We start from the raw sequence: 26,145 nt of genomic DNA, 5'->3' as shown, positions 1-26,145 counted from the left end.
AACTTTGAACTTGGCTGAAAGTTCGCCTACACCCTCTAACGAGGGCGCGTACTGTGCAACGGTTCGTTGTTCTGGCGTTGGCGTGTCTGTGACTTAATCCATTCAAAGGAATTCGAGCATGACAAGCAAACTGATTGGCAAAGTAATGTTACTTGGGCTCCTCAGCACTGCCGCGATTTCTGTGCAGGCAGCCCAAGCGGGAGGCAATGGGTGCGGTTGGGGCAACATGCTGTTTGAAGGAGACAGCGGTCTGGGGCCCCACCTGCTGGCCACTACCACCAACGGCACCTCTGGCAATGCCACCTTTGGCCTGACTTCCGGCACCAATGGCTGCGATTCAAAAGTGAAGCTGGGCTACGGCGGTCGCTCGATGCTGGCGATGAACAACATGCTTGAAGGCATTTCCGAAGACATGGCCAGGGGCGGTGGCGAATCGCTGAGCGCCTATGCCACGTTGCTGGGGGTCCCCAGCGATGATCGTCAACACTTTGCCAGCGTTACCCATAGCCATTTCGATGAGATCTTTGCCAATCAGGATGTCACCGCAGACCAGGTCTACAGCAATACCCTGGCCGTCATGAGTCGCGATCCCCGCCTGGCGCGCTATGTGCAACAACCTGGCTAACGACCGGTAACCAGTGGTTCAAGCCCTCTTTGGAGGGCTTTCTTATGCTCTAAATGTTATGTTATAACCTATTTTTGTCTTGAGCAGGCACCCTGACCATGTCCGTAGTACTTACCTCGGCCGAGCTGCTCGCCCAGCCGGCGGATGCCTATATGAATGCCGCGCAGCAGCAGTTTTTTCGCACCTTGCTGCTTGACCAGCGTGCCGAGCTGCAAGGGCGGATCGCCGAAGAGTTCGAAGCCCTGCGCGAACGCGATACCAGCAGTGATCCCGCAGATATCGGCAGCGCTGAAGAGCAGCGCGAGTGGCAATTGCGTGTGCTGGAGCGGGAGAAAAAGTTGCTCGACAAGATCGATGAAGCCCTTGAGCGCCTGGCCAGCGGCGAGTACGGCTGGTGCCGGGAGAGTGGTGAGCCGATCGGCCTGAAACGCCTGCTGCTCAGGCCGACCGCAAGCCTCGGCATCGAAGCCAAAGAGCGCCAGGAACAACGCGAAAAACACCTGCGACATGCCTGATGCTGACGGAGCCTGAAACCATGCATGATCGTCAGCCGTTACAGCAAATAGGCAGCGAGGAGATCAATGTACTCTGCGAGGTGCTGCGCGATGAGGTCAACCTGGCCGTCTGGCAGCGCCAGTTGCCGGCACAGATCAGTGATTTCGCCACGGCCTTGCTGGCACAGGGCGATTCGCTGGGACAATCCATCGTGCTGGAGCTGCCAAGCCCGGAGAGTCCGCCGAATTTGAGTGGTCTGGTCGAGGCTTATAGCGATCTGCCTGGGCAAGTCGCTTTTCTGCAGGACCTGAGCTGGCTGGTCAGCGCCTTTGCCTGCCTGTTCGACACCAAGCGCATCGGCCTGCGCTTGCGCATTCTCGACAAGGCCATGTGCCCACGTTTTCATGTTGATCATGTGCCGGTCAGGCTGATCACCAGTTACGCCGGGGTGGGCAGTGAATGGCTGCGGGAAGGGCGGATGGCGCGTGAGCGTTTGGGCGAACCGGCGGCCGAGCCTTGCGATGTGGCGTTGATAGAGCGCGCCGAGGCCGGCCATGTGCTGCTGGCAAAGGGCGAGAAGTGGATCGGCAATGAAGGCGGTGGGCTGATTCACCGCTCGCCGCAACCGCCAGCCGGGGAAAGGCGCTTATTGGTGACACTCGACTGGTTGGGCTGAGCCCGGGATGTAGGAGCGGATTTATCCGCGATGGGGGCGTAGCGGCCCCAAAGATGGGCCTGCTGAGCAGGCCATCGCGGATAAATCCGCTCCTACAGAGCTGAGGTCGCTCTCAAGGTTGTGTGTTTTTCAGATAGTTCTTACAGATCTCAGAGGGGATCAACGTTAGTTTTTACCCGCTCGCCCGATTCAAGGGATCTTTACCGACGCATGGAATGCAGGGCCTTTGCGTCGGGCGAGCACCTTCAGTCAATCGCTCATCTGCATCTGGAGTACCCCATGTTTCTCTTACCCATCGCCGCACCGCTCTACATGGCCTGGCTCATCTGCAAGGCACGAAAGTAATTCGGCCTTCTTGGACTTATTGGCGCTGATGTGCGAGCCGACTAGTGGGGTGTGAAGATCCGCTTCACGCCCACACCATCAAGCACGGCATCGATCAGCGCCCGCGCCGTCTCGATATGCTGGCCAGCGCCGCAGACCAGGGAGCGGTCGTTGAGTGTAAGGTGATCGACCGCGTCGCTCACCGTCGCCTCGGCACATTGCAGTAGATGGCAAGCATGCAGCAGCGCTTCTTCGGCGGGAACGCCGGCGCGGACCGTGAACATGCGATTGGTGCCGAACGGGGTGTTGGCGGTGGTTGCGTTGGAAAGGTCGAAACTGGGGGGATCGGGGACAAGCTTTTTCATGGTCAACCTCTGTCAGTGAAGCAACCACCCTTCGCTGCTAAACGAAGGTGGCAGCTGTACGCGGGTTAGCAGACCGGTGACAGAGAACCGGCGCACCCGAAGGTGCCCCACGTACAACCGCCATAACAGCGGTGCTCGTAGATCTCTGTCATATCCGGACTGCTAAATCCGATCGCTGGATTTTCCAACGACGGCAGCAGCCTAGAGCCATGAACGGCCCGGCACAACAGAGCAACGGCGGCGCAAGTATGAATCAGAACCGTCTGACAGAAAACGCCTACAACATCGCGATTTATCGCCGGTGGCTGTGGGAGAAACTGACTTGAAGCGGCGTCGGCGCTATTCTGAATTCATAGTCCCTTGGGGCAGTAATCATGCGCAGGTTAATGTTGTTACTTGCAGCCAGTGTCGTTGCGGGTTGTCAGGCGCCGATGCCAACCGCTGATCCGCAGATGGCCTGGGTCGATCTCTCTACGCCATTTCCCAACGACCGATTGCTGTTGGCCGAACGCCTGGACAAACAGCGCCTGCGCGACGGGCGCTTTTTTCAAGTCACCCCCGGCAGCCATGAGCTGATCGTCCGCTTCGACTTCGAAGTCGCCGGTGGTGGGGGTATGGGCGACCTGGGCGGGCCCACAGAACGCCTGTGCTACCTGACCCTGAACTATGAGCATTTCACCGCGGGCCAACGCTATGTACTCGAAGCCCGCTCGATGGCCTTGACGCCCGAGGCGCGCTTGTACAACGCCAAGCGCGAGATCGTTGCAGAAGTCAGCGATTTTTATTGCTTGATGTAAGGTGTTAACCAACGCAAAGCGCCGACATTATCGTCGGCGCTTCGGAAGTGGAAAGTACTCCGACTTACGCTTGCACAACCTCAATCCTGGCACTCGCAGCCGCCTCACGGAACTCGGCGATCTGGTCGAAGCTCAGGTAGCGGTAAACGTCGGCCGCCATGCTGTCGATGTTTTTCGCGTACTCCATGTATTCCTCGACGGTAGGCAGTTTGCCAAGGATCGAGGCAACAGCAGCCAGCTCGGCCGAAGCCAGGTAGACGTTGGCGCCATCACCCAGACGGTTGGGGAAGTTACGCGTCGAGGTCGACACCACCGTCGAGTTCGCCGCGACACGTGCCTGGTTCCCCATGCACAGCGAGCAGCCCGGCATTTCCATGCGTGCACCGGCCTTGCCGTAGATGCCGTAGTAGCCTTCTTCGGTCAGTTGGTGAGCGTCCATCTTGGTTGGCGGGGCCAGCCACAGACGGGTCGGCAACGAACCTTTGACCTTTTCCAGGAGCTTTCCGGCAGCGCGGAAGTGGCCGATGTTGGTCATGCACGAACCGATGAACACTTCGTCGATCTTCTCGCCCTGAACGGTGGTCAGCAGACGGGCGTCGTCCGGGTCGTTCGGCGCGCAAAGTACAGGCACGGTCACTTCGGCCAGGTCGATTTCGATGATCTCGGCGTATTCAGCATCCTTGTCGGCTTCCAGCAGTACCGGGTTGGCCAGCCAGGCTTCCATCGCCTGGGCGCGACGCTCCAGGGTACGGGCGTCGCCATAGCCTTCGCTGATCATCCAGCGCAGCAGGGTGATGTTCGAGCGCAGGTACTCGGCCACGGCCTTTTCAGGCAGTTTAATGGTGCAACCGGCAGCGGAGCGTTCGGCGGAGGCGTCGGACAGCTCGAAAGCCTGTTCGACGGTCAGTTCGTCGAGGCCTTCGATTTCCAGGATGCGGCCGGAGAAGGCGTTGATCTTGCCTTTCTTCTCGACGGTCAGCAGGCCTTGCTGGATGGCGTAGTAAGGGATGGCATGGACCAGGTCGCGCAGGGTGATGCCCGGTTGCAGTTTGCCTTTGAAGCGCACCAGTACTGACTCCGGCATGTCCAGCGGCATCACGCCGGTAGCCGCGGCGAAGGCGATCAGGCCGGAACCGGCCGGGAAGGAAATGCCGATCGGGAAGCGGGTGTGCGAGTCACCACCGGTACCGACGGAGTCCGGCAGCAGCATGCGGTTCAGCCAGCTGTGGATGATGCCGTCGCCAACCTTCAATGAAACACCGCCGCGGGTGCGGATGAAATCCGGCAGGGTGTGATGGGTTTTGACATCCACAGGCTTGGGGTAGGCCGCGGTGTGGCAGAACGACTGCATCACCAGATCAGCGGAGAAGCCCAGGCACGCCAGGTCTTTCAGCTCGTCACGGGTCATCGGCCCGGTGGTGTCCTGGGAGCCGACGGTGGTCATCTTCGGCTCGCAGTAGGTGCCTGGACGAACGCCAGTCACGCCGCAGGCTTTACCGACCATTTTCTGCGCCAGGCTGTAGCCTTTGCCGGTGTCGGCAGGCTGCTCCGGCTTCTGGAACAGCTCGGAAACCGGCAAGCCCAGCTCGGCGCGGGCCTTGTCGGTCAGGCCACGGCCGACGATCAGCGGGATACGGCCGCCGGCGCGGACTTCGTCGAGCAGCACCGGGGTCTTCAATTCGAAGGTGGTAATGACCTCGTCGCTGCCGTGTTTGCAGACTTTACCGGCGTGCGGGTAGACGTCGATAACGTCGCCCATGTTCAGGTTCGACACGTCGAACTCGATCGGCAGGGCGCCGGCGTCTTCCATGGTGTTGTAGAAGATCGGGGCGATCTTGTTACCGAAGCAGAAGCCGCCAGCGCGCTTGTTCGGAACATATGGGATGTCGTCGCCGAAGAACCACAGCACCGAGTTGGTGGCGGATTTGCGCGAAGAACCGGTACCGACCACGTCACCGACGTAGGCCACCGGGAAGCCTTTGGCTTTGACTTCTTCGATCTGCTTGAGCGGGCCGACGGCGCCGGGTTGCTCGGGATTGATGCCGTCACGGGCCATTTTCAGCATGGCCAGGGCGTGCAGCGGGATGTCAGGGCGCGACCAGGCGTCCGGGGCAGGGGACAGATCGTCGGTGTTGGTTTCGCCTGGGACCTTGAACACGGTCAGGCTGTATTTGTCAGCGATGGCCGGCTTGCTGGTGAACCACTCACCGGCGGCCCAGGACTCCAGCACAGCCTTGGCGTGGGCGTTGCCAGCCTTGGCTTTCTCGGCGACATCGTGGAAGGCGTCGAACATCAGCAAGGTGTGTTTCAGCTGTTCGGCGGCAACGGCGGCCAGCTCGGCGTCGTCCAGTAGCTCGACCAGGGTGGCGATGTTGTAGCCGCCCTGCATGGTGCCCAGCAGCTCTACCGCGCGCTGTTTGTCGATCAGCGGGGAAATGGCCTGGCCCTTGGCGACAGCGGAGAGAAAACCCGCTTTGACGTAGGCGGCTTCGTCCACGCCCGGTGGCACGCGGTGGGTGATCAGCTCGACGAGGGTGGCTTCTTCGCCGGCAGGAGGGTTCTTCAGCAGCTCGACCAGGCCTGCGGTTTGCTCGGCGTCCAGCGCGAGGGGTGGCAGGCCTTCTTCGGCGCGCGCTTGTAGGTGGCGGGCATAAGCTTCGAGCACGGTTTATCTCCTACGTGAGTAAAAAAGCAGGGGCAGATTCTTGGTAATTGAGAGTGACCACTGACAGACCACCAAAAAACAGCCTGCCCCTGCTGAAATTGTTTTTGTTGACACATTGGCAAGTAATGCGCGAAATCTAAAGGATAAAAATCGACAATACAACAGGATTGTCGACACATCGTTACCGGCTATCTATTCGTAGTGGGTTCGAAACGCTCTACGTCGGGCCATATCAGCCGTACCGCCTCTGCGTCGGTACGGGAGGCATGGCAAGTACCGATTACAGGGTGCGGGTGTCCACTTCGTGCTCATCTTCAAAGGCCATGAACCGTTGCAGATCGAGCACATCGAGTTTCACCCGGGCGATAAAGGCAGAGAAGGCGAGGTTGGCAGCGAGCCGCCGCAGGTCGCTGGCCCAGGCAGGAATATAGGTGGGACCCACCAGCCAGCCCGACTCGAACAGCGGCGCCAGGTGCAGGGTATCGCCCAGGCTCAGGCGCCCGGCAAACAAATGCCCGACCAACTCGGGGCGGTTGTCGCGGATCGCCACGCGCAGCAGGGTGTGCACACCGAGCAGGCCGGTGAGGTATGCGGCATCCTTGGTAAACGCCGATCCCCCGCGCACATCGGCGCCGCGGAAAATCCGCTGCGTTGAGCGAAAGGATTCTTCCGGCGACTGACCGGCCTTGTGAAAACCCTCAAACACCTGGATGAAGTCGGCGCCATCGAGTGCCTGCTGTACCGCCAGCACGCGCAAGGCGAGACGCCGCAAGCGGTTGATGTCCATGCTGCCGGTGAACAGCTCGGCCAGCGTGGCAATGCCTTCTTGTGTCTGGGTGGTGCGTGGCGCTCCCAGGGCCAGGCATTTGAGGTTGGGCTGGCGCGCACCGTTCTGCGCGGTGGCCACATGCACAAAGGCTTCGTGTTGCAGCAACTGCTGCTTGTCCAGTTCAGTAAACAAGGCGCTGGCCCGCAGGCGAATACGGCTTGTCCCGGCAATCGCCTTGGCGGCCAGGTCAGGTTCAAGCTTGATGCTGATCTGGCCTGCACCAAAAAAACGGTCCAGCTCGGGTTGCAGCCAGGCGGCAAACACCTCGGCCGGAATGTCGGCAGGGCTGGGAGCAATGCAGTCGCCACCGAGCAGGGCGTCGGTGGTTTTCAGAAAGAAATGGGCGGCATCGAGCATGCTCAGCTTTTGCTTGGGGTAGTAAAAGTCCGGGCGCCGGTACAGTGCTGACGAATACCGGGTAAATGCTGGGGTACCCATGGCGCCCAGCATGCGCCCTGCGGTGGCATAGCTGTGCGCAGTTCTGGCGAGAAACTGTCCGGCCGGATGGCCCTGGTCGCACTGCTCGACAAAGCTGTCCAGCACCGCGATGTCGGTGCTGTGGTCGTGCGGGCTGAACTTGACCTTGGGCAATTGCGCTTTGCCGCTGCGCCATTGGGCCAGGAAAACCTCTTCGACGCCCTCGGGCCACGCCAGCGCATCGAGTACGCGGATCTTGCGGGTCAAACCGGGCAGTGCGGCATCAAGCTCAGCCAACGACAGGGCACTCATGGCATTCACCTTGGGAGACGAAGATCCATCGCACCAGCTTAGTCCTTGCCGGGGAAGGGTGGTGAAGCCCGTCGTCCTTAGTAGAGCGCCTTAGAACTTTTCTTTATTTAGCGGTCTATGTGGATAGGCACATCAGCGCGATGGCCAAACACTCAATTGCCGATCAGAGGTCGACTTCGCTCATGAAATTCCATGTCCCCCGGATGGTGCTCTTCGGCCTGTTCGCGTTCGCGGCGATGGGCTCGGCATCCGCAACACAAATGCAAACGCCAACGCCTGCGTTGGCAACTGAAGTCGCCGCCGTTGAGGCGCCCGAGCGGGTTGCGGTCAACCCTTGGCCGACCGTGGCGAGTATTGCCGAGAAGCACAATGGCACCTTGCTAGCCCATGACGACCGCTACTGGCATGATCACCGAGACGATTGGCGCCGTGAGAACTGGCGCCGCGACCAATGGCGCAGAGAGCAGGCCCGCCGGGAAGCGGACCGTCGTCGTGACTGGGAACACCGTCGTGATTGGGAGCGCCGTCATGACCGGGCCATGCGCTACCGTTACGAAAACGACCACCGCTACTACCGCCGCTGAGGCGGTGCTGCGGCCATCGTGAGCAGGGTGCCTGTATTGATGGCCGCTGAGGCCTGGCGTCAGGGCGCCAGGTTCAATGCTTGTGTTTGTGCTTGTTCTTATGCTTGTGGCTGGACTTGTGGCTACCGTGATGGCCGTCGTCATCCGCCAGGCTATTACCGATAGCGCTACCAGCCGCACCACCCAGGCCGGCACCCACGGTACCGCCGGTAGTGCCGCCGACGCTGCGACCGACCACCTGGCCGCTTGCGGCGCCAAGCCCACCGCCAATCGCGGCTTCGGTTTTCTTGCCATCTTTCGCGCTCACCGCGCCACCGGCCGCACCCCCGACACCGGCGCCGATCGCCGCGCCGGTGCTACCGCCAACCGCCTGGCCGACGACACTGCCCAAGGCACCACCCAGGCCACCACCAACGGCGGTGGAGGCTGTTTCCCCGGCAAAAACGCCTGGTGCCACGGCCAGGGACAATGCTAATGCAGCGACTGTTTTTCGCATTTCGTTAACCTCAAAGGGTGTACAGCGTTTGAGTCTGGCAGATGCGAAAAGTGCGGGCAACGCGCTTTCCAGGGTTCTTAGACGTGAGTCAACAATCAGGCCCGCAAGCTTGCCCGCTTATCGTTACTTGCAGTTGCCAGCTTTGCGATAGCCCGCCGCCTGAGCTTCGGCCTCTGATGCAAACGAAACCTGATTTTTAGCAGACACCTGCGCATAGCCTGGGCATCCGGCGGGCAGATGATAGACGTGGCTTTTCTGGTTGCCGATGATCACACCGAAGGCCGTAGACGAACTTGCCAGGGTCGGCTTTGGTGTCGGTTGTGAGGCGCGCACAGGGACCGCAACACCGTCACCCACAGGCTTGTAACCGGTCGTCCAGCTACGTTGGCCGGTCACGAACGGGTTGGAGTGCCCCATGATTGCAGCGATACGGCGATCGCGCTCTTTTTCCCAGGCAGTGACGGGGTGCTGCTTGTCCCAGGCCATGAGCAGCTGTTGTTGCTGACGGGACATGCTCAGCTTGTAGCGATCGAACATGTAGAAGGTCGTGCGAGCCACCAGACCTTTCACCTCGTCGCGCGGTTCGGCCGTTTTTTGCTCGAAGTCGATTTTTGTCGTGCACTGACCGTACTGGCGGGTACCCCCCGTGTTCATGCCGTAGTTGAAGTTGCTGCGATCACCGTTCACTTCGCCAACGGACGGGTACAAGTTGAACAGATTGGCTTCCATGGCACGGAACACTGGATCTTCGTCAACGCAGTGCTCGCGCCCGCCGTTCTTCCAGCACTGGCGTTGGTGACCGAAAGTCCAGGCTGGAACGATGTGTTCCCATTCGGTTCGTTCCGCGCGGGTTTGCTGCTTGCGCGTTTCATAGCCGCAGGATTCGGGATCGACGCGGCCACCGGATTTGCCTACCCACGTCCATTTGCAGCCACAGTAGAGCTCGCCCATGGCGCTGTTGGCCTGGTCGAGATAGACCTTCTGTTTGGCGATAACCTTGGCTTCAGTAAATGTCGCAGGCGGTGAGGAGAGGGCGGGAGTTGTTACGCAAAACAGCAGCGCTACCACAGACAACAGCTTTTTCATGAATAAAATCATCGACTTAAGGATTGCGCATTATAACTGTACGCACTGCTGCCGCAGCAGGTTTCAGGCTATTCGCTTAGGCAGGGGAAGCTGAGGCAGGAAATAGCCAAATGATCAGTCGATCATTGGAGTGGCGGCGGCGAAATGCCTACGCTTGCATGAACACGTCATCACTCGGGTGACTAACGCCTTTTTCAAGGAGTTTCGATTATGTGCAACCGTAATCCTTACCATTGCATCATCCCACCCTGTATTACCGAGCATCTGGCGCGCTCCGATGATCCTGAAGTTCGGGCGCGGGCCATTGCTAACCTCAAAGCCGGTGCCACGTTTCGGGCTACTCGATTGAGTTCCAGGGCCATGCCAACCCTGATGGTCTCGATGTCACCCGATAGCAATCGCAACCGCCTGGTCTATAGCGCCAATGGCACGGCGGAGCTCCCCGGCAAGCTGGTCCGGTCAGAGGGGCAGGGTGAAACCACCGATGTTGCTGTGAATGAGGCTTACCACGGTGCAGGCGCTACTTACGATTTCTACGATGAACTGTTTGGCCGCAATTCACTCGACGATAACGGCATGTCGCTCGTTTCAACTGTGCATGTCGCAGAATGGAATTACCGCGATCAACGCTACGAACCCTTGGATAACGCCTTCTGGAACGGTGAACAGATGGCCTATGGCGACGGCGATGGTCTCTGGTCGCAGCGTTTTACGGGTTCTTTGGAAGTCATCGCGCATGAACTGACTCACGGCGTTCAGGCATTCACCAGCAACCTGACTTACTACGGTCAATCGGGCGCGCTCAACGAACACTTCGCCGATGTGCTTGGCATCCTGGTAAGGCAATGGAAAAACGCCGAGACTGCCGAGAGTGCAAACTGGGTCATCGGCGCTGAAGTGCTGGTGCCAGCAGCTACCCGGCGCGGCATTCGTGATATGGAGTTTCCAGGCTCGGCGTACAAGGACGATCCCTATATTGGCAGTGACCAACAGGTGGGTCACATGAGTCATTACAAAGACACAGATGAAGATAACGGTGGTGTTCACTACAACTCCGGGATCCCCAACAAGGCATTCGTACTGGTAGCCAAGGCACTCGGAGGCAATACCTGGGAGGTAGCGGGTCGGATCTGGTACCAGACCATGCTGCAGCTCAGCAGCAATAGCCGATTTGAAGATTGCGCACGGGTTAGCGTGCAGATTGCCGGCCAGTACGGGGCGAACGTGAAAAAAGTAGTCCGTGCGGCCTGGAAGCAAGTGGGGATTACGGTCTGACTACGGCGCAAACGAGGTCAACTGATGAAAGTTCAATTGCTGGTTTCTGGAGGCTTCGTCGGGGTCACGAAAAGGTGCGAACTCGACACTGATACGCTTGATCAACATGAGGCAAGTGAACTCGAGCGCCTGGTAAAGCAGAGTGGTGTCAGCATCTCGGGGACTCATTTGAAAGCAGGCGCGCGCGATGTTCGCCAGTACAAGATCGTTATCGACGATGGTGATCAGGTTTCAGTGACTTTTGATGACTTGAGCATCCCGCAGCCAGTGGGAGAGCTGGTTGATTTCTTGCAGAAATATACCCAGCCAAACGGTCGCAATTAGTCCTCTCACAATAGAACGTGGCTGCGTAGCCATCTGACAAGTCATCTTCGCTGAACTAGGCTGCGATCTGTACGTACTGTCCTCATACCTGTGGCGGAAGGAACCGATACATGCGAAGCGGGTTGCTCGCCGTCCTGTTTGTGCTTTTCAGCCTATCCTGGTCAGCGCTGTCGACGGCTGCGGACGAGGTGAAACCCAGTGATGATTTCGTCGAACTGAAAGTGGCCAACCGCAGCATCATGGTGTTCCGTGCCACGTTGCTGGGAGAGGCACCCGCCTCGCGGGTGAAGCGCGCAAAAGCCGTGATCAGTGAAGCACTGGACGAGTCGGATGCCCCCACGGTGACCGTTGAACCTACCCAGGACAATTACCTGGTGCTGTTGGGCGCCAAGCGTGCCTTTATCGTTTCGCCCAAGGATGCCGACGAACTCGAATACGCCTCCGTGCAGCAGGCCGCCCAGGGAGCGGCTGAAAAGCTGCGCCTGGTGGTGGCCGAAACCCGGGAAGCGCGCAGCCTGCAGCTGATGTCGCGTTCAGTCGGTGCGGCGGCACTCGCTACGGTCATTTACTTCACCTTGCTATGGGGGCTCGCCTGGCTGCGGCGCCGAATGCTCCAGCGATTACCCGAATTGATGCAGCGCCACACTCCTGCGTTGAAAGTGGGGCCGGTTCCGGTGATCGATGCCAACTACCTTTACCCGCTGGTGACGCGGGTGTTCTGGGTGCTGCGCTGGCTGGTCATCCTGTTGCTGAGCTATGAATGGCTAGGGTTTGTGCTGTCGAGGTTCCCTTACACGCGGCCCTGGGGTGAAAGCCTCAACAATTACTTGTTCGAAGTCGCCAGCTACTTGCTTGAGGCCATCGTCGGCGCGATCCCCGGACTGGGTGTGGCGCTGGTGATATTTTTCATCGCCCGTGGTGCATCGGCGTTCAGTCGCCGGGTGCTCCGGCGTATGGCAACACCCGGAACCTTCAGCTGGCTGAACCACGAAACGTTGCAGCCCACGCAGCGCCTGACGTCGCTGGCGATCTGGCTGTTTGCCTTGGCGATGGCCTATCCGTACCTGCCCGGTGCGGGCACCGACGCTTTCAAGGGCTTGTCGGTACTGATCGGCTTGATGATTTCGTTGGGTGCCACCAGCGTGGTGGGGCAGGCGGCTGCCGGGTTGATCCTGACCTACACCCGAACCTTGCGTCCCGGTGAGTTCGTGCGCATCGGCGAGTATGAAGGCACGGTGACCGAACTGGGTATGTTCACTACCAGCATCCGCACAGGGTTGGGTGAAGTGTTGACCCTGCCCAACTCGATGATCACCGGCACGGTCACCAAGAACTATTCGCGCACCGTGCAAGGCCCGGGTTATGTGGTCGATACGGTGGTGACCATTGGCTACGACACGCCGTGGCGCCAGGTGGAAGCGATGTTGCTGGAGGCGGCCAGGCGCACACCCGGTGTACTGCAGGAACCCCCTGCGCAGGTGTTCCAGACCGCGTTGTCCGACTTTTATCCCGAATATCGTTTGGTCGCACAGGCCATTCCCAGTTTGCCGCGTCCGCGCGCGGAGCTGCTCAGCGTGCTGCACGCGAACATTCAGGATGTGTTCAACGAGTACGGCGTGCAGATCATGTCGCCGCACTACCTGGGTGATCCCGAGGAAGAAAAGCGTGTGCCCAGGGACAACTGGTTTGCGGCACCGGCCAAAGAACCGAAGGATACATAGTGGGTGCAACTGTCTGTCACCTGGTTAACTGTGGGAGCAGGCGCATGATTTAGCGCCGGTTCAGGCCGTACAGCACTCAATGCATATGCGCATGTGAATGAATGGTCAGCGCCCCCGGTACCTTGGTGCGCTCAAGCCCCCCACGTTCCAGCCAGCGAAGCGTCTGCTCATAGGCTCGCTGCAGCAAAGACTCGGTCTGTTCAAAGTTGAACACCGAGACATCCACTGGGCACAAGGGCGGGACGATATGCAGGCTGGTGAGGGTGCGGAAGTGTTCGATGTCGCTGACCAGTTGACGCATGCTCATCAGATTGACGGTGTGCAGGGCCAGGGCGACCAGACCTCGGGGCGGTTGTGTCAGGGCGCAACTCACGCCGGTGGGAATGACTACGACGTTGGTGGCGCCCAAGGCTACGGCAGTCGAAATAGGGGTGTTGCTTGCCACGCCGCCGTCCACCAGAAAGCGATCGGCGATTTGTACGCAGGGGAACACCAGCGGGATGGCGGCACTGGCCAGTAACGCCTGTTCGAGTTCGCCACTGGACAGAACGGTCTCGGCACCACTGAGCAGATCGGTGGTGACGATGTGCAGGGGCAGCGCCGCCTCCTCGATGCGATGGATAGGCAGTGCCTTACCCAGCAGTCGGTTCAAGGCTGCTGGTTGCAATAGAAAACCACGGCGTTTGATCAGGCCTTTACAGGTATCGAGCCAGGAGAGGGGGAAGATGTCGGTTTTACTTAGCCCGCGCCAGAAACTTGCGAGCGCTTCGACGCCATCGGAATCGGGCCTCGCGGCAAAGTACGCGCCGTTGATAGCGCCTACCGAAGCGCCAACCACCATGTCGAAATGGACATTGGCCTCGACCAGGGCCCGTAACATGCCCACCTGCACCGCACCCAGGCTGCCGCCGCCAGCAAATACGATTGCGGTTTTGGTCGCCATGCTTGAAGTCTCTGTGCAGCAATGTATCGACGTAGTGTAGTTGAGCGGCCCGGCTGTGCCGGACATCGCCGGCAAGGCCAGCTCCTACAGGGGTTATGGCTATTTTTGATTTTCAGGCAGCGACAGGCACTTTCAAGGTTACCTGTGCCTCGAAGCGCAGATCGTCATCCTCTGCTATCACCAGATCGCCGTGCAGCAGAGCACTGATCTTGGTGGCCAAGGCCAAATAAATTACCGGTGTGCTCCGGTTCAGGTTCGGGGCGATACTGGCGCTTACCTGCAGTGTCCAGTCAAAGTGTCCGGCGTCGCGTTCTATCGCGCGGGCATGGATCGACACCTGATCCGCGCCTTCGTGCTTGAGGTGGAGCATCAAGGCCTTGAGCAGGCTGGCGTAAGGCGTGGCGTCTATCCAGCCCCGACGGTCCGGGGAAGCCTTGAGGAATACGCTGGAGGGCATGCTGTTGTCAGTCAGGGTGTTGAGGACAGTGTCGGTCAGCGCGTTCAAGTTCTGCGGGAACGGCGTGTACCTGACGTTCCCTTGTTCAAGGTCGACCATCTCGCTGACCATCCGCACGCTTTCGCTGATGCGCTCAAGGAGTCCGAGCAGGGCAAGGCTGTCGTCACTCTCCTGGTAGTGGGCGACAATTTTTCTGGCGGTGATGATGTAGTCCGTTACTTCTTGTCCTTGCTGTATCAGGTACGCACCCCGACGACTGTAGATGGACGACATATATGCCAGCTGGTCGCGCAGGGCCTGTATCTGGCCTTCCTCTTCACCGATGTCCATGAACGAGCAGAGCATCCCGATCAGTTCGCCATTTTCACCCAGCACAGGACAGCCACCATGCTTGATGACCCGGCGCTCGCCTCGCAGGCTGACGACAACCACCATCATGTAGGGAATGCGGTTTTCTACCGCAGCACTGTAGGTTTTGCGCGCGTAGTCCAGGTGTTCGGTCTCGATAACGCCGATATCGCATTGCCGGGCATTGATTACCGACTCCAGCGTCAACCCGAGATAGTCGAGAAACGCTTGATTCGCGGCCAGGATTCGGGCGTCCGGCGCTCTGAAGCAAACAGGAAAGGGGATCTTGTCGAGCAGGGTGTTGAAGTTCAGTTCTGCTGCTGACAATGAGGTGTCGATAGCAGTCGGCGTGTTCTTCTCCAGCAGTCCCCTGTTGGCAGCGACTTGAAGCAGGTCTACCAGTGAGTGGGTCCCGGTTTTTTCCAGCAGTCTCGACTTGTAGGTACTGACGGTGCGATCGCTGATCGCCAGTTCCCCGGCAATCTGCTTGACCCGGTAACCTTCCGCCAGATAGTGCAGTACCGTGATCTCTCTGGCCGTCAATTGGTGAGACAAGTTGTCGTCCGAAGCAGGCGAGGGGCTGTTGCGCAATGCCGAGACCTGGAAGTAGGTTTTGCCGCGCAACACCTTGTTTACCGCATCGCAGAACGCTGTCGGCGATTCTGTTTTATCGACGAATCCTGAGGCACCGGCAGCAATGCACAGCGGCTCGTAGACTTCTGCAGGCAGTGCGGTGAACACCAGCAAACGGGTGGCGGTTTTGCGCGCAACGATTCGCTTGATCAGATCCAGTCCACCGAGCCGGGGCACCTCCAGATCCAGGACAATCAGGTCTGGCGATGTGCTACGAACCAGATCTAGCCCCATAAGCCCGTTGTGAGCTACGCCCACAACACTGTGCCCGGCCTGGGTCAGGGCCGAGGCTATGCCCAGGGCATTGAGCGGGTGCGGATCGATGACAAGCACTGTGGCCATGTCCCTGGCTACCTCGATTAAAGGTTCACAGTGTTGATCATAGCCGCTCAGGCGTCGTGCACGTCTCCCCGGGCGTCGTTGGCTTTACCTTTGATTTCGAGTCCTCGGGCGGTCACGCACCTGCATGACCCAGCACAGGTTTTGTTCCTCGATTTGCTGCAGGGCTTCAGCCAGGCGGGCGTCTGCTTTGCGACCGCCATACCCGCAGATGCCGGCGCCGAAGGCGGCCTGGTAGGCACGTCGGGCTTTTTGAAAGATCTCTACGAAATACGTGTTCATGGGCATTCTCCTGGATCCGACGTTGTCATTTCCAAGGCCCATGATCGCGCCTCGCATGGCTGCGACAACATCAGGGAACCACGAAACTTCTGTAGTGGGTGCACTACAGAAGCGTGGGTTGCTGTTCAGAAGTGGGGCACGGCGGGCGTGGTTAGAGCATCTGCTGGTCGTCAGCCTGTTGCACGGCGGCTTTGCGGGCAACGCGTCTTGCTTTCACAAGCTTGGGCGTCTTGGTCTTGACGGCCTGAAGCGCCACGGCCTGCATTTCCTCGTAGGAATCCCTCAGGCACTGCGCGAGAAAGTCCGGATCGGGAACGACGTTCGGTGAGCTGGTCAACGAGATGAACATCTTCCCGCAGTAGCTGGTGGGGTTCCAGATCAACGACAGGCCATCGACCAGCGGACCAACACCGCACCAGTACACGAGCTTGGCGCCGAGCATGTACAGCGGCACATTGGGTCCCGGGACGTTGGTCACCATACAATTGTGCAACACCACCGGGCCTTTGCCGCCCATGCCCATCAGCGTCGCCAGGCGCCCGGCGAGCCCCAGGGTAGCCGGGGGCGCGAATTTCTGCAGATTGGTCAGGTCGTTGGCACCGACCGCATTCTGGATCGCTTTCGATTGCGACGTGGCGGCCTGCAGTGCTTGCAGCCGCTCCAGCGGATCCTCAATGTCGGTGCGCAGCGGGAAGGTGAGCATCGATACGGTGTTGCCGGCGGCGACGGATTCATTGCCCTGGCGGGTGTTGACCGGTGCCAGGGTCACCAGCGACTTCTCCGGCAGTTCATCTTTCGCCAGCAAGTAGCGACGCATCGCCCCACCGACCATGGCCAGCACCGCATCGTTGACGGTCGCCCCGGGCACCAGGTTTTTGATCTGTTTCACCACGCCCAGATCGAGGGTGACCGAATCCCAGACCCGGCTGGAGGTCACGTTGCTGTTGAAGCGTGTGCGCGGTGCGCCACCTTCAGCGCTCAGCACTGAACGCGCCACTTTTTGCAGGCTGGCTATGGCCAGCTTGGGCAGCACGCGGGCCAGCGGCAGGGCCATGCGTGCGGAGGCGGTGATGTTGTCGGTGAGCATCCGGCTTACGGTGTCGAGCATGCCCCAACGCTGCGCCACGCGGGAGGCCGCTGGCGCGTTATCAACCACCGCGACCGGTTTGCCCTGCGCGCCGGCCAGATCGTGCAAGGCCCAGGTCAGCTCGGCGGCCGCGGCGCCGTCCATGGCGGCGTGGTGCGACTTGGTCAGGATGGCAAAGCTGCCCTTGGGGATGCCTTCGATGTTGTCGAGTCCCTCGATCACATACATCTCCCAGGGTGCCCGGGAAAGATCCACGGAGCGGGCGTGGATGCGCGACACCAGGATGCAGAACTGGCGCCAGTCGCCGGGCTTGGGCAGGGCGAAATGGCGAACGTGGAAGTCGATGTCGAACAGGTCGTCTTCAACCCAGTAGGGATAACCGAGGCTAAAGGGCACCTGGATGATCTTGCGCTTGAACACGGGCGAAACGTCGAGGCGATCGGAGATATGGTTGACGATCTCCCGAAAGCCGAGTCGTTGCCCCTCTACCGTGGACTGATCGTAGATGTAGATCATGGTGCAGTGCGACGCGGCATGGGGACGATCGACTTTGAGGAACAGGGCATCTTGCCCGCTGAGTTTGCTCATCGTTAACGCTCTCGCAAGGTGGTGGCGCAGTAGGGGTGGCTCAAACACTTGAGCTGGCATGCAGGTGCTTTGCGTTTCATCAATACGACCAAGGTCGATGGAGGGCAGATTCATCGATCTGCCGTTGCATCGTCCCCCTGCAAAAGGGGGGGAGTGCGCGGTCGGTGCGGTCTTTATGCTGGAGGCTATCGGAGGGTCGTGTGCGCGCCGTCGGGGCGTACCTGCTGACCCCCGCCCGGGGAGGGGATCCTGCGTGTGGCGTAAAGAACAGTGCGTGAGTGAGGACGGGGCAGCTGATCCACAGCGGCCCTGGTGGGAACGTTTGTCCGCAGACTTCTGGCGGCAGGCCGATGGCACCGAGCTGGATGCCCGACACCGCCTGAAAATCCATGGCAGCGCTGCGATCGAGCGGGTGATGCGCACCTCCTTGTCGGCGACAGTGGCGGCGACCGCCCTTACCACGCTACGCAAGCCCGGCCGTTTGCAGCGCGAGTTCGAGGCGCTACACTTCTACGAACCGCTGGCGCGCGCGGGAGATGCCTCCCAGGTGTTTCTGCCACCGCCGAAGGACATCGTCATCTCAGAAAGCGCGTTGCCTGGCGACGACATCCGTCGTTTCCAGCTGCGTTTCGCCAGTCCGTTCAAACCGCTCAACCCTTTCGCACGCACGCAGTTCGAGGCCATGCAACGCAATGCCTTCGCCCATGCCCAGCACTGGTGTCATGGCGACCGGCCGCGACCGACGCTGATCGTCATCCACGGCTTCGCCGCCGACCCGCACTGGCTCAACGCCCACGCGTTGTCGCTGGCCGATTTCTATCAGCGGGGTTATGACATCCTGCTGTTCACGTTCCCGCACCATGGTCGGCGCGCAGAGCGCAGCGACTGGTTCAGCGGCCAGGGCTTGTTCGGCAGCGGGCTGGTGGCCTTCAACGAGGCGCCGCTGCATGCGATCCACGACCTGCGGGTGTTCATCGGCTACCTGCAGGAGCGCGGTGTCGAGCACATTGGGGTGACGGGCATTTCCCTTGGCGGCTACACCGCAGCATTGCTGGCGGCCGTTGATGAGCGCCTGGCCTATTGCGTCCCGATCGTACCCGCGGTCAGCCCTATCGACGCCTTCCTTGAGTGGCAGCCCACAGGGCTATTGCTCTCCCGGCTGATGCGCAACCAGGGCATTGGCGTGGCTGAAATGCGCGGCTTGCTTGCCGTACACAACCCGCTGACCTACGCCCCGTGCCTGGAGGGCGAACGCATGCTGATCATCGGTGGTGCCGGAGACCGAGTCACCATGCCACGCCACCTGCGGCTGCTGCACCAGCATTGGCCGGGCAGTGCGTTGCACTGGTTTCCCGGCAATCACATCTTGCACCTGGGGCGCAGTGAGTACCTGGCGTGCATGGGGGCGTTGATGGACAGGTACTCAGGTCTGTAGTCGATCAACTGCAGACCTGAATCATTACAGCACCTCAAACAAGCCCGCAGCCCCCATGCCACCGCCTACGCACATGGTCACCACCACGTACTTCACACCGCGTCGTTTACCTTCCAGCAGTGCGTGGCCGACCATCCGCGCACCGCTCATGCCGTACGGATGACCGATAGAAATAGCACCGCCGTTGACATTCAGTCTGTCCGGATCGATGCCCAGGGTATCGCGGCAATGCAGCACCTGGCACGCGAAGGCTTCGTTAAGCTCCCACAGACCGATCTCATCGACCCTCAGGCCATGCTGTTTTAGCAGCTTTGGTACTGCCAGAACGGGGCCGATACCCATTTCTTCCGGCGCCAGGCCGGCGACGGCAATGCCGCGATACAGCCCGAGCGGTTGCAGGTTGCGTTGTTCGGCCAGGCGCGCCTCCATCAGTACACAGGCGCTGGCACCATCGGACAGTTGGCTGGCATTGCCGGCGGTGATGCAGCCACCGTCGATCACCGGTTTGAGTTTGCTCAGGTCGGCAAGCACGGTATGGGGGCGATTGCCTTCGTCCTGATGCAAGGTGACCTGTTCGTAGGTGACGTTGCCCGTGGTTCTATCGAGCACTTGTTTGCTGGCTGTGATCGGTACGATTTCGTCGGCAAACAAACCGGCCTGCTGGGCGGCGGCAGTGCGCAACTGCGATTGCAGGGCGTAAAGGTCCTGGGCTTCGCGGCTTATGTGATAGCGCTGCGCGACGAACTCGGCGGTTTCCAGCATCGGCATATAGGCGTGGGCGGCATTACGGATGACCAGTTGATCGCGCTCGGCCATTGCCCATTCGACATTGCGCTTCTGCACCAGGCTGATCTGCTCCTGCCCCGCGCCAATCGTGACGCGCATGCCATCTACCATGATTTGCTTGGCGGCGGTGGCAATCGCCATCAGGCCGGAGGCGCACTGGCGGTCGAGCGTCTGGCTGCTGACCGACAGCGGCAAACCGCTGGCGAGCACGCTCATGCGGCCCAGGTTCCAGCCAGCGGTACCGGACGGCATGCCCGTGCCCATCACCAGGTCGTCGATTTCGTCGGCCTCGATGCCGGCGCGCTCGACTGCGGCCCTGATCGCAAAGGACGCCATGGTCGGTGACGTGGTGTTGTTGAACGCACCGCGAAACGCCTTGGCGATGGGGGTGCGTGCGGTGGAGAGAATTACGGCTTCTTTCATATGGGGAGTCCTATTGTTTGTAGCCGACCGCTATCGTGATCCGGTCCTTGAGCTCGCGTCGGCCTGCTGCGTGCCCCGGTAAACCGGTATTGCGGTCTTGGGTATTGGGGTGTAGATGACCCCAAAAAACACCGCTTACAAAGCCACTCGTGTTGAGGGGGGCGACTGTGGGTAACGGTGGCGCGCGGCCTGTTGAGCAATGTTTATCGGGGAACAACGGTCTAAACCAACCATGACGTAGCCCCCCCTCACCTGGAGGGGGGGAAGGGGCTGGCCCCGAGCCCGCACTATCACCCCCTGAGTCCGAAGGCGCGCGCAGTCCGAATTGACGCTGTCTGCTAAAATTCATCACCTGCCCGGTGCTTGCGATGCCCTCCCGCTCAGGCCGGTGAGGGGTGAGAACGTGACGCCTGAGGCCAGGCGTTGGACCAATCAAACCGCGCTGTTTTCATCAATGCCCCGGCCTGTACGGGCTTTCACAGGCTGCAGGGAACCGGAGATTCGGTTTGGAAATGCATACCGATAAAATGCTTGTATCCACCAAATTCGCGCCCCCGAGAATCGGCACACAAACGATTCCCCGGAGTCAGTTGATTGAGCAACTTCAGCGCATGGGGCGCTGCACGGTCGGTCTGGTCACTGGCAGTCCGGGCTTTGGCAAGACCACCTTGCTGGTGCAATGGCGCCAGACGATGATGGGCGCCGGGGCCGAGGTGGCCTGGTTGTCGCTCAGTGCGGATGACCAACACCTGTCGACCTTTTTCGCCTACTTGCGGGGCGCGCTCAATCGGCTGGGTGTCACGATTGACACGGGCACGCCCTTGGAGGGCGCCAGCAGCGAATCGATTGACGAAGTCGTTGCTGCCATCGTCGACGGCGCGTCAAACGTCAACAAAGAGTTGTTCCTGGTGCTCGACGATTATCATCATATTGCCGACCCACGTTCGCATCGGTTGATCCAGAAACTGCTCGATCACAGCCCGGCAAACCTGCATTTTGTCATCGCCGCCCGCGTTCAGCCGCCGCTCAGCCTGAGTCGCCTGCGCCTGATGGGGCAGGTGGTGGAACTGGACTGTGCGGCGTTGCCGTTCGACCTGGTGGAAACCCGTGCGTTTCTGGACATGAACCTCAGCGCCCTGAAGCTGAAAGAGGAAGAGATTCACCTGATCCACGAATTGACCAGCGGTTGGCCAGCCAGCCTGCAGTTGATCGTGATTCTGTTGCGCAGCAATCCGGGTGCCCGGGCGAGTTTGCGCGAACTGGGCTGGCGATCAGACGACCTGCAAAACTACCTGGCCGAAGATGTCATGGCACATTTGCCGCAGGAGCTGGTGGACTTCATGGAAGCCATCAGCATTTGCCGGCGCTTCAGTGCCACGTTGGCGGAGGCGGTGACCGGTAACAGCAACGCAGCGGCAATGCTCAACAAACTGGAAGAGGAAAACCTGCTGATCTTTCGGGTCGAAGCCGATGACCGCTTGCTCTGGTATCGCTTTCATCCTCTTTTCAGTGAATTTCTTGCGACACGGTTGATACGGCGCAACAAGCAAAACATCGCGCAATTGCATCGCCGTGCCTCACACTGGTTCGCTGAACGCAAACTGTTAGCCGAGGCCATGCGCCATGCGACATTGGGCGGTGATCTTGAATTCGCCGTCGAAGTCATTGAGCGCACGGCGCCGAAAACCTGGAGCCTGGACCAGTTGAGTCCGCTTCTGCGTTTGCTCGACCGGCTGCCGCAAGACGTGCTTTTTTCCCGGCCCCGCTTGTTTTTCCTCGGTTGCCTGGCCTATGCCTTGACTGCTCGACCGGCAAAGGCCGAAGCGTGGCTGGAACAGTTCCAGCGCAGTGGCGCCGCGCAACACGAGGACGTGGCGTTTCGTCTTCCGTTGGTTCAGGCGGCGATACTCATCCAACGCGACCGGACTGACCCGGTCATTGAGTTGCTCGAAGGCTTCAAGCCACCGCTCGACGACTATTCCATCGTTCGCTATGGAGCTTGGGCGTTGTTGGCGCTGGCCTATTCCGCAGCAGGAAGACACGCTGATGCGATTCGCTGTCTCGACGAACATCCAGTGCCGGAGCACGATCGCAATGACGAGCTGGCGTTGCTCGCGGAAGGCACACGCACCCTCTGTTGCTTGATGGAAGGCAAGATGGGCGAAGCTGAGCGAAGGGGCCTGGCGCAATTGACGCGTGCGGTCTCGGAGCATGGACATCGCTCAGCCAGTGCGTATGCTGGCGCGGCGATGCTGGCTGAAGTCTATTGCGAGCTGAACCGCATAGACGAGGCCAGCGAAGTCTTGGCCAATCGCAATGGTCTGCTGCAATGGACCATGCCCGACTCCATGATGCGGGCCAGCATTTGCCGGGCCCGGCTGGATCTGTTGCAAGAGTCGCCAGCGTGCGCCTTGGCTTTTCTCGAGCGGCAGGAGCGGCACTTTCGCAGCATTGGTCAGGACCGCGCCCTGGTGCATTGCCTGGCTGAGCAGGTGCGCATCGGCTTGCTCGACAACAATCGCACAATGGCCCAGGCACTCGTCGCTCAGCTCGATGTCCTGGGGCGGGCGTATCAGGGGGCGGGAGGATTCCAGGCGGAAATACCGGCAATGGTGGCGTTGGCCAAGGCGCGCTGGCTGTTGGCGAACAACGAACCGGACAAGGCCATCCAGGCGTTGGAGCACGTGCGCAACTATGCTCGACGTCACCTGCGTGGCCAGTTGGGTGTGACCGCACTGTTGCTGCTGGCCATTGCCCAATTCGCTTTGCACCAGGAGGACACAGCCAATGAATTGCTCCTGGAGGCGCTGGAAAACGGCAATCAGTTGGGCCTTGTGCGCACGTTCCTGGACGAGGGGGCGGCGCTGTATCCGCTGGTGGTTTTCGCGGCAGACAAGTTGGTGGCCGATAGCGATAGTCCAGTGAATGTTTATCTGACTGATCTGTTGTCCAGTCTGCAGCATGACAGGGATGGCGCGCCCTCGGGCGATACCGCACTGTCAACGACGCGCTCGACCTTGACCCCTCGAGAGGTGGCGATCCTGCAGTTGATCAGCCAGGCCATGTCGAATAAGCGAGTGGCCCTGACCTTGAACATTTCGCTGGAAACGGTGAAATGGAACTTGAAAAACGTCTTTCTCAAACTCGGTGTTTCCAGCCGCTACGACGCCGTGTCCTGGGCGCGCAAGCATGACTTTATCGAGTGATCGCAGGGTTGCCCACGGGCGTCGTTGACGCGCTGCGGTCCTAGCCTAAAGCAATCACCCTTGGCGCAACGCCTCCCCGTTTCAGGGAGGCTTGTCGCTGTTCGTCTTTGATTTCACCTCGCCCTTCAAAACCTGCAACTGAGTGGCCATTCCCCCTCACCGTGAGGGGTAGAGCGGCCTGAAGGCATTTCCCTATCGTGGCATCACCCAGCCGGAAATATCCGGCGCGTCGATGCCGATTCGAGGAGATGCTTGATGATTCCGCGCACCCTGTTTGACCAAGAGCATGAGGCGTTTCGCACCACCACGCGACGCTTTCTTGCCGACGAATGCATGCCCTTCCACGCGCAGTGGGAAGAGGCTCACCAGGTCCCGCGTGAGGTGTGGAGAAAGGCTGGCGAGCTGGGGCTGCTCAATGCCACCACCCCCGAGGCATATGGCGGCCTTGGCCTGGACCGACGCTTTTCGCTGATCGTTGGCGAAGAAGTCACCCGCGTCAGTGCCAACGGCCTGATCGGCTTCGGCGTGCATGACATCGTCGCCGGCTACTTGATCAACTTCGGTACTGAAGCGCAAAAACTCCAATGGCTGCCGAAAATGGCCACGGGCGAGGCCATCGCCGCCGTGGCGATGACCGAGCCAGGTACCGGTTCCGACCTGCAGGGGGTCAAGACCCGTGCCACGCTGGTCGGCGATGAGTATGTGATCAACGGCGCCAAGACATTCATCTCCAATGGCACCCACTGCGACCTGGTCGTAGTGGTCGCCAAGACCGGCAACAGCGGCAAGGGCTCCCAAGACATCTCGCTGATCATCGTCGAAGCGGATCGTCCGGGCCTGAGCAAATCCACACCGTTGCGCAAAGTCGGTCTGCATGCGCAGGACACCACCATGCTGTTCTTCGAAGACTTGCGGGTACCGAAAGAAAACGTGGTCGGCGGTATAGCCGGGCAGGGCTTTTTCCAGTTGATGAAAGAGCTGGCCTGGGAGCGCCTGGGCATCGCCGGCAACAGCATCGCCGGTGCCCGCGCGGTGCTCGAACACACGCTGGACTACACCCGTGGTCGCAGTGTGTTTGGCAAGCCGATCTTCGACTTCCAGAACAGCCGTTTCAAGCTGGCCGAGATGAAGATCAACATCGAAGTTGGCCAGAACTATGTCGACCGCTGCATGGCTCTGTGCCTGCAACACACCCTCACTCCAGAGGCTTCAGCTGCAGCCAAGCTGTGGTGCTCGGAGCTCTACTCCAAAGTCGTTGACGAATGCGTGCAGCTGCACGGCGGCAACGGCTACATGCTCGAGTACCCGGTGGCACGCCACTACCTCGATCACCGCGTCCTGCGTATTGCCGGCGGCGCCAACGACATCATGAAAGAACTGGTCGGGCGCACGCTCTGATCACCGCCGAATCGAGGAATTTGTCATGGACTATCTGATCCCCCGCACGTTGTTCAGCGCCGAACATGAAGACTATCGTCGGCTCGCCCGACGCTTCCTGGCCGATGAAGTACTGCCGTTTCACGCCCAATGGGAAAAGCAAAAGCGCGTCCCGCGCGAGATCTGGCGCCGTGCCGGTGAACTGGGCTTGCTGTTGCCTTGCATTGCACCAGAGTACGGCGGCCATGGCGCGGACCGCCTGTATGCAATGGTCATCGGTGAGGAATACATGGGCTCCGGCGCTTCGGGCTTGGGCATTGGCTTCGGCGTGCATGCGCTGGTAGCCGGCTACATCCTGCATTACGGCAATGAGCAGCAGAAACAGACCTGGTTGCCGAAGATGGTTTCTGGTGAAGCGATTGGCGCAATCGCCATGACCGAGCCTGACACCGGCTCCGACCTGCAAGCCGTCAAGACACGCGCCGTACGTGATGGCGACGAGTACGTGATCAACGGTTCCAAGACGTTCATTTCCAATGGTGTGCAGTCGGACCTGGTGGTGGTGGTGTGCAAGACCGGCACCACCGGCACCGCCCGGGACATCTCGCTGATCATTGTCGAGAGTGGCCGCGAGGGTTACGCCAAGTCCCAACCGCTGGAGAAAATCGGCCTGCATGCACAAGACACCTGCATGTTGTTCTTCGACAACGTGCGTGTGCCGTGCAGCAATCTGCTGGGCGCGGAGGAGGGCAAGGGTTTCGGCCAGTTGATGCGCGACCTCGCCTGGGAACGCATCAGCGGCGCCATTGGTTTCCAGGCCCAGGCCGAAGCCGCGTTGTGTCACACCATCGAGTACACCAAAGGCCGCACGGTGTTCGGCAAACCCGTGATCGATTTTCAGAACTCGCGCTTCACCCTCGCCCAATTGAAGACCGAAATCCAGATCGGTCGCTCCTGGGTCGACAGCTGTATGGAATTGGCCTTGCGCAATGAACTAACGCCCGAAGCGGCGGCGATGGCCAAGCATTGGACCGCCGAGCTGAGCCTGCGCGTGGTCGAGGAATGCCTGCAACTGCACGGCGGTAACGGCTACATGACCGAGTACCCGATCGCCCGCTTGTTCCTCGATACCCGCGGCAATCGCATCTGGGGAGGCAGCCGTGAAGTCATGAAAGAAATCATCGCCCGAACGCTGTAAGGCGGGAGAGCCCCTAGCGTCACAACCTGTTCTCGCGTCCACGCGAATGCGC

The 26,145-nt window shown here is 60.1% G+C and carries 22 protein-coding genes; 12 read left to right on the top strand and 10 right to left on the bottom strand.

Features of this window, described 5'->3' with window-relative positions; all coding sequences use genetic code 11:
- The first annotated feature begins 118 nt into the window (after positions 1-118).
- From ACO6VD_RS16425 to ACO6VD_RS16415, 3 genes are all read left to right on the top strand, one after another.
- Positions 119-625 (top strand): DUF3015 domain-containing protein, encoded by a 507-nt coding sequence (locus tag ACO6VD_RS16425; RefSeq protein WP_422420595.1) that lies wholly within the window; start codon positions 119-121, stop codon positions 623-625.
- A gap of 98 nt (positions 626-723) precedes the next feature.
- Positions 724-1,140, top strand: a complete 417-nt coding sequence (gene dksA / locus ACO6VD_RS16420; RefSeq protein ID WP_422420593.1) for an RNA polymerase-binding protein DksA — start codon at positions 724-726, stop codon at positions 1,138-1,140.
- 20 nt (positions 1,141-1,160) lie between these two features.
- Positions 1,161-1,796, top strand: a complete 636-nt coding sequence (locus tag ACO6VD_RS16415) for a DUF1826 domain-containing protein (protein WP_422420591.1) — start codon at positions 1,161-1,163, stop codon at positions 1,794-1,796.
- Between the two features lie 386 nt (positions 1,797-2,182).
- Here the strand turns inward: ACO6VD_RS16415 and ACO6VD_RS16410 are convergent, their stop codons facing one another.
- Positions 2,183-2,485, bottom strand: coding sequence for a DUF6124 family protein (locus tag ACO6VD_RS16410; protein WP_422420589.1), 303 nt, complete (start codon positions 2,483-2,485; stop codon positions 2,183-2,185).
- Positions 2,486-2,859: 374 nt separating this feature from the next.
- Between ACO6VD_RS16410 and ACO6VD_RS16405 the strand changes: the two genes are divergently transcribed.
- Positions 2,860-3,282, top strand: a complete 423-nt coding sequence (locus tag ACO6VD_RS16405) for a hypothetical protein (RefSeq protein WP_422420587.1) — start codon at positions 2,860-2,862, stop codon at positions 3,280-3,282.
- Positions 3,283-3,346: 64 nt separating this feature from the next.
- Here ACO6VD_RS16405 and acnB read toward each other — a convergent pair whose 3' ends face one another.
- Entirely contained in the window at positions 3,347-5,947 is a 2,601-nt protein-coding gene (gene acnB, locus ACO6VD_RS16400; protein ID WP_422420584.1) for a bifunctional aconitate hydratase 2/2-methylisocitrate dehydratase, read from the bottom strand.
- Between the two features lie 280 nt (positions 5,948-6,227).
- Positions 6,228-7,505: a flavohemoglobin expression-modulating QEGLA motif protein gene (locus ACO6VD_RS16395; RefSeq protein WP_422420582.1), complete on the bottom strand. Its 1,278-nt coding sequence runs from the start codon at positions 7,503-7,505 to the stop codon at positions 6,228-6,230.
- Between the two features lie 182 nt (positions 7,506-7,687).
- Between ACO6VD_RS16395 and ACO6VD_RS16390 the strand changes: the two genes are divergently transcribed.
- Entirely contained in the window at positions 7,688-8,089 is a 402-nt protein-coding gene (locus ACO6VD_RS16390; protein ID WP_422420580.1) for a hypothetical protein, read from the top strand.
- Between the two features lie 73 nt (positions 8,090-8,162).
- On the opposite strand, the gene ACO6VD_RS16385 is transcribed toward ACO6VD_RS16390, so the two are convergent.
- Both ACO6VD_RS16385 and ACO6VD_RS16380 read right to left on the bottom strand, forming a co-directional pair.
- The gene (locus tag ACO6VD_RS16385; RefSeq protein ID WP_422420578.1) at positions 8,163-8,585 is read right to left on the bottom strand and encodes a glycine zipper domain-containing protein; all 423 of its coding nucleotides are present in this window, start codon (positions 8,583-8,585) and stop codon (positions 8,163-8,165) included.
- 123 nt (positions 8,586-8,708) lie between these two features.
- Positions 8,709-9,671, bottom strand: a complete 963-nt coding sequence (locus ACO6VD_RS16380; RefSeq protein WP_422420576.1) for an endonuclease — start codon at positions 9,669-9,671, stop codon at positions 8,709-8,711.
- Positions 9,672-9,881: 210 nt separating this feature from the next.
- On the opposite strand from ACO6VD_RS16380, the gene ACO6VD_RS16375 reads away from it, so the two are divergent.
- The 3 genes from ACO6VD_RS16375 (at position 9,882) to ACO6VD_RS16365 (ending at position 12,991) form a co-directional block, all read left to right on the top strand.
- Positions 9,882-10,946: a M4 family metallopeptidase gene (locus ACO6VD_RS16375; protein WP_422420574.1), complete on the top strand. Its 1,065-nt coding sequence runs from the start codon at positions 9,882-9,884 to the stop codon at positions 10,944-10,946.
- Positions 10,947-10,970: 24 nt separating this feature from the next.
- Positions 10,971-11,270: a protealysin inhibitor emfourin gene (locus ACO6VD_RS16370; RefSeq protein WP_422420572.1), complete on the top strand. Its 300-nt coding sequence runs from the start codon at positions 10,971-10,973 to the stop codon at positions 11,268-11,270.
- A 110-nt stretch (positions 11,271-11,380) separates the two neighbouring features.
- A complete protein-coding gene (locus tag ACO6VD_RS16365; protein WP_422420570.1) occupies positions 11,381-12,991 on the top strand; it encodes a mechanosensitive ion channel family protein in 1,611 nt (536 codons plus the stop codon).
- A 76-nt stretch (positions 12,992-13,067) separates the two neighbouring features.
- Here the strand turns inward: ACO6VD_RS16365 and ACO6VD_RS16360 are convergent, their stop codons facing one another.
- The 4 genes from ACO6VD_RS16360 to ACO6VD_RS16345 form a co-directional block, all read right to left on the bottom strand.
- Positions 13,068-13,934 (bottom strand): patatin-like phospholipase family protein, encoded by an 867-nt coding sequence (locus ACO6VD_RS16360; protein ID WP_422420569.1) that lies wholly within the window; start codon positions 13,932-13,934, stop codon positions 13,068-13,070.
- 112 nt (positions 13,935-14,046) lie between these two features.
- On the bottom strand, positions 14,047-15,714 hold the full coding sequence (locus tag ACO6VD_RS16355; RefSeq protein ID WP_422420568.1) for a response regulator: 1,668 nt from the start codon (positions 15,712-15,714) through the stop codon (positions 14,047-14,049).
- Between the two features lie 84 nt (positions 15,715-15,798).
- Positions 15,799-15,993, bottom strand: coding sequence for a hypothetical protein (locus tag ACO6VD_RS16350; RefSeq protein WP_422420567.1), 195 nt, complete (start codon positions 15,991-15,993; stop codon positions 15,799-15,801).
- Between the two features lie 151 nt (positions 15,994-16,144).
- Positions 16,145-17,668 carry a wax ester/triacylglycerol synthase family O-acyltransferase gene (locus ACO6VD_RS16345; protein ID WP_422420565.1) on the bottom strand — a complete coding sequence of 508 codons (1,524 nt, stop codon included), beginning with the start codon at positions 17,666-17,668 and terminating at the stop codon, positions 16,145-16,147.
- A 274-nt stretch (positions 17,669-17,942) separates the two neighbouring features.
- Between ACO6VD_RS16345 and ACO6VD_RS16340 the strand changes: the two genes are divergently transcribed.
- Entirely contained in the window at positions 17,943-19,103 is a 1,161-nt protein-coding gene (locus ACO6VD_RS16340) for an alpha/beta hydrolase family protein (protein WP_422420564.1), read from the top strand.
- A gap of 24 nt (positions 19,104-19,127) precedes the next feature.
- Here ACO6VD_RS16340 and ACO6VD_RS16335 read toward each other — a convergent pair whose 3' ends face one another.
- The gene (locus tag ACO6VD_RS16335) at positions 19,128-20,312 is read right to left on the bottom strand and encodes an acetyl-CoA C-acyltransferase (protein WP_422420563.1); all 1,185 of its coding nucleotides are present in this window, start codon (positions 20,310-20,312) and stop codon (positions 19,128-19,130) included.
- A gap of 512 nt (positions 20,313-20,824) precedes the next feature.
- On the opposite strand from ACO6VD_RS16335, the gene ACO6VD_RS16330 reads away from it, so the two are divergent.
- The 3 genes from ACO6VD_RS16330 to ACO6VD_RS16320 all read left to right on the top strand — a co-directional run bounded on the left by ACO6VD_RS16330 (position 20,825) and on the right by ACO6VD_RS16320 (position 26,093).
- Positions 20,825-23,518 (top strand): LuxR C-terminal-related transcriptional regulator, encoded by a 2,694-nt coding sequence (locus ACO6VD_RS16330; protein ID WP_422420562.1) that lies wholly within the window; start codon positions 20,825-20,827, stop codon positions 23,516-23,518.
- Between the two features lie 255 nt (positions 23,519-23,773).
- A complete protein-coding gene (locus tag ACO6VD_RS16325) occupies positions 23,774-24,916 on the top strand; it encodes an acyl-CoA dehydrogenase family protein (RefSeq protein WP_422420560.1) in 1,143 nt (380 codons plus the stop codon).
- A 34-nt stretch (positions 24,917-24,950) separates the two neighbouring features.
- Positions 24,951-26,093 (top strand): acyl-CoA dehydrogenase family protein, encoded by a 1,143-nt coding sequence (locus tag ACO6VD_RS16320; RefSeq protein WP_422420649.1) that lies wholly within the window; start codon positions 24,951-24,953, stop codon positions 26,091-26,093.
- The last annotated feature ends 52 nt before the right edge of the window (positions 26,094-26,145 follow it).

The organism is Pseudomonas sp. GZD-222, assembly GCF_049310525.1.
GTDB lineage: Bacteria > Pseudomonadota > Gammaproteobacteria > Pseudomonadales > Pseudomonadaceae > Aquipseudomonas.
This window is presented reverse-complemented; position numbering and strand designations above follow the sequence as displayed.